General features: G+C 33.3%; 4 protein-coding genes. 3 read left to right on the forward strand and 1 reads right to left on the reverse strand.

Features of this window, described 5'->3' with window-relative positions:
• Positions 1–180 precede the first annotated feature (180 nt).
• Genes ACKI67_RS04530 through ACKI67_RS04540 form a run of 3 tightly spaced genes read left to right on the forward strand, consistent with a single transcriptional unit; the run spans position 181 to position 3,728 of the window.
• Entirely contained in the window at positions 181–1,125 is a 945-nt protein-coding gene (locus ACKI67_RS04530) for a replication factor C small subunit (RefSeq protein ID WP_407462211.1), read from the forward strand.
• Between the two features lie 26 nt (positions 1,126–1,151).
• Positions 1,152–2,735, forward strand: coding sequence for a replication factor C large subunit (locus tag ACKI67_RS04535; RefSeq protein WP_407462212.1), 1,584 nt, complete (start codon positions 1,152–1,154; stop codon positions 2,733–2,735).
• 30 nt (positions 2,736–2,765) lie between these two features.
• Complete coding sequence (locus ACKI67_RS04540) at positions 2,766–3,728, forward strand: zinc metalloprotease HtpX (RefSeq protein WP_407462213.1); 963 nt, start codon at positions 2,766–2,768, stop codon at positions 3,726–3,728.
• 104 nt (positions 3,729–3,832) lie between these two features.
• Here ACKI67_RS04540 and ACKI67_RS04545 read toward each other — a convergent pair.
• Positions 3,833–4,035 (reverse strand): hypothetical protein (locus ACKI67_RS04545; protein WP_407462214.1); only part of this gene is annotated, 203 nt, incomplete at its 5' end.

Here is a 4,035-nt window from a genome sequence, read left to right on the forward strand (position 1 = left end):
AATATATAAGTTTAAGTATTTTTCAAAATATAAAAAATTTAGTCTAAAATAGATTTAAATTCAATTTAAAGGTATTTAAAGAGATTTGGGATAAATTAAATATATTTGGGAATTTATATCTCTAGATTAAATATTAAACAATGAATAAAATTTGAAATTAATGATTAATAAAGTGATAATATGTTAGGACCTTGGGTAGAAAAATATAGACCGCAAACTTTAGATGATGTTGTTGGACAAAAGCATATTGTAAGCAGATTAAAACAGTATGTGGAAGAAGGAAGTATGCCGAATTTAATGTTTACTGGTCCTGCAGGAGTTGGAAAAACAACATCTGCTCTTGCTTTGGTTAAAGCAATTCTTGGTGAATATTGGAGACAAAACTTCTTGGAATTGAACGCTTCCGATGCAAGAGGAATTGAAACAGTAAGAACAAACATTAAGAATTTCTGTCGTTTGAAACCTGTTGGGGCTCCATTCAGAATCATCTTCCTTGACGAAGTTGATAACATGACCAAAGACGCTCAACATGCTTTAAGACGTGAAATGGAGATGTATACAAAAACCGCTTCATTTATACTTTCATGTAATTATTCTTCTAAAATCATAGACCCTATCCAATCAAGATGTGCAATTTTCAGATTCACACCAATCAAAGGGGAAGAGATAGCTGATAGATTAAAATATATTGCAGATGCTGAAGGTTGCCAATATGAAGATGAGGCAATCAACACTATTGTAAACTTCGCTGAAGGTGATATGCGTAAATCTGTAAATATGTTGCAATCTGCTGCATCTACAGGATCAATTACAGAAGACCATGTATTTGAAGTAGTCTCTAAAGCAAAACCTCAAGAGATTAAGAATATGGTCAATGCTGCTTTAATAGGAGACTTTATGAAATCCCGTGAAATCCTAAGGGAAGTGATGATCTTACAAGGTACAAGCGGAGAAGATATGGTCAATCAGATTTATCAGGATGTTTCCGGAAGAGTCATGGCTGGAAAATTGGATGGGGACATCTATATGAACCTAATCGGTGCAATAGCTGAAACAGATTTTAGAATCAGAGAAGGAGCTAATCCAAGAATTCAATTGGAAGCATTGCTTGCTAAATTTTTATGAGCTTATTATTGGCATAGGTAAATATTATGTTATGGACTGATAAATATCGGCCGAAAAGCTTTGATGATGTGGCCGGTAATGTTAAACAAAAGCAGATTATTCAATCATGGGTTGAAAAGTGGAATAACAATGACCCTCAACCACCTTTATTGCTTGTAGGACCTGCAGGAACAGGAAAGACTACAATAGCTCATATCATTGCAAATGAATTCTCTGAATACATTGAATTGAATGCAAGTGACAAGCGTTCCTATGATTTGCTGATGAACACCATAGGTGAATCAGCAAACACCTACTCATTATTTGGAAACAACCGTAAATTAATAATAATGGACGAAGTGGACGGGATTCATGGAACCAATGATAGAGGGGGAACTCGAGCTTTAAATAAAATCATTAAGGAAAGCAAACAGCCAATTATCATGATGGCTAATGATTTGTATAGCAACAAGTTAACCACTATCAAGAAGAATGTTCAAGTCATTAAGATGGATAAGATCAAATCTCCTTCAATCAACAAGTACTTACGTGATGTGGTGCTTAAGAGTGAAGAAATTGAAGTGGATAAAGAAGTCTTGATGAAATTGTCTAAAAGGTCTAGCGGAGATTTGCGTTCAGCAATAAATACATTGCAAGCTTTAGTTGAAAATGGTGGAGAATTGACAGAGGAAGCTTTGGATTCCACAAGCCAAAAGGACAATACAAGCACCATATTCGATACTGTAACAAGGGTCTTGAAAAGCAAGAATCCTGAGCATGTAAAACGTTCAATGTTTGAAAATACAGAAGATCCAACACTTGTGATGGAGTATATCGCTGAAAATATTCCGAGGGAATATGAAAGCAATAAGGAAATTAAACAGGCTTATGAGATGATTTCACAAGCTGATTTGTACTTCGGAAGAACTCGTTCAAGTCAATATTATGGTTATTGGAAATATGCATCAGACTTTATGGGTGTAGGAGTTTCCACAGCAAAAAGGGACACCTACAGAAAATACAGTAAGGTCATGAGCCCTATGGCTTTCAGCCTTATGGGAAGAACCCGTGGAAAAAGGGCTTTAAGAGATGAAATAGCTTCTAAAATGGAAGAGAAGATGCATGTTTCACTTCAAGTTGCATATACAATTTTCCCATACTTTGAAATAATGTTTGAAAATGATGAGGTAGCATGGGAGATTTCAGACTTTTTAGAACTTGAAGATGATGAAATAAAATTCTTCAGAAAGAAAAAGATTCCTAAATCTGTTATCAATAAGATGGAAAAGATCAAGGCAGAAATGAGGGAAGAAGAGAAAGAAGAATGGAGAAATTCCATTAAAGAAGGTATCTTTAGAGAAATCCCACCTCAAGAATTAGAAGAGATTGAAGAATCTGATTATATTGAAGAGGAAATTGATGATATTGATTCACATAAGAATTCTACAGTAGTGGATATCTTTGATGATTTTGATGATGATGAGTTGGATGAGATTGCTAATGAATACTCTTTAAGCAACAGTCCTAAATCAAAATTAAGAAAAAAGAAATCTTCTGATGATGAATCTAAACCTAAAAAAGAGAAAAAGGAAGAATTGGATAAAGGGCAAACAACCTTATTTAGCTTTTAATTATAATAAATAATTTAAAGGGGTTTTAATATGAAAGGAACTTGGAAACTCAAATTAAGATTATGGCTTTCAATGGCTGTCATGTTTGGTTTAGTATATGTTTTGATCATGCTGGCAGGTAATTGTTTAGGTTTTGGAGGCTTTTATGGATTCTATGCAATAGCAGGTATAGGCGTTTTATTCCTGCAATATCTATTCGGTCCAAAGATTGTGGAAAGCTCCATGGGAGTACACCAATTATCCGAAGCAGAAGCACCTCAACTACACCAAATGGTGTCAGAATTAGCTGCAGCTGCAAATATTCCTAAACCTAAAGTTGGAATATCAAATACTATGGTTCCAAACGCTTTTGCTTATGGAAGATCCAAACGCAGTGGACATGTATGTGTTACCAAAGGGATTTTAGGATTATTAGATGAAGAGGAACTTAGAGCGGTCTTAGGCCATGAAATGTCTCATATTAAACATAATGATATGGCTATAACAACTATTGTAAGTGCCATTCCATTGATCTGTTACTATCTATCATTCTCCCTTATGTTTTCAGGAGGTGGAGATAACGATAATGGTGGAGCCCTATTAGGATTTGTAGCATTGATTGCTTATTTCTTAGGCCAATTGATTGTATTGTTCATATCCAGAATTAGGGAATATTATGCTGATGCTGGCAGTGTGGAATTAGGTTGCAGACCTGAAAAATTAGCTTCTGCATTATATAAATTGGTTTATGGTGCAGCAAGAGTTCCAAATTCTGAAATAAAAGATATTGAAGGTACAAAAGCATTTTTCTTAACTGACATTTCTAATGCAAGAAACGAATTCAACAATTTAGCTCAATTGGACCTTGATCATGATGGTACAATCAGTGCTGAAGAGTTAAATGTCTTAAAAGATTCTAAAGTGAATGTAGGTACTTCCAATAAGATGATGGAATTGTTGTCTACACACCCAGACATGCTTAAAAGAATTAAAAGATTAGCTGATTATAGTTAATCACTTTACTTTTTCTTTTTTATTTTTTTTATTTTATTTTATTTTTTTATCCTTTATTTAGATTTTATCCTTTATTTTGATTCAATCCTTTAAATAGCTTTATTTTATAATTTATATTTAGGTATTTTATCATTAATATATGTAGTAGGAAATCTAAGAGTAAATCCATTTCCTTTTACATATGTTAAATCAAAGTCTTTTAACACTCCAGTGGACATAGGCATTAAACTATAGAAATAATCATACATTTCCCCTAATTTATATAAAGTTAAATGAGTAGAAGTAATATATTTCATAATTTCTGATT

Source organism: Methanobrevibacter sp. (assembly GCF_045577275.1).
GTDB lineage: Archaea > Methanobacteriota > Methanobacteria > Methanobacteriales > Methanobacteriaceae > Methanobrevibacter.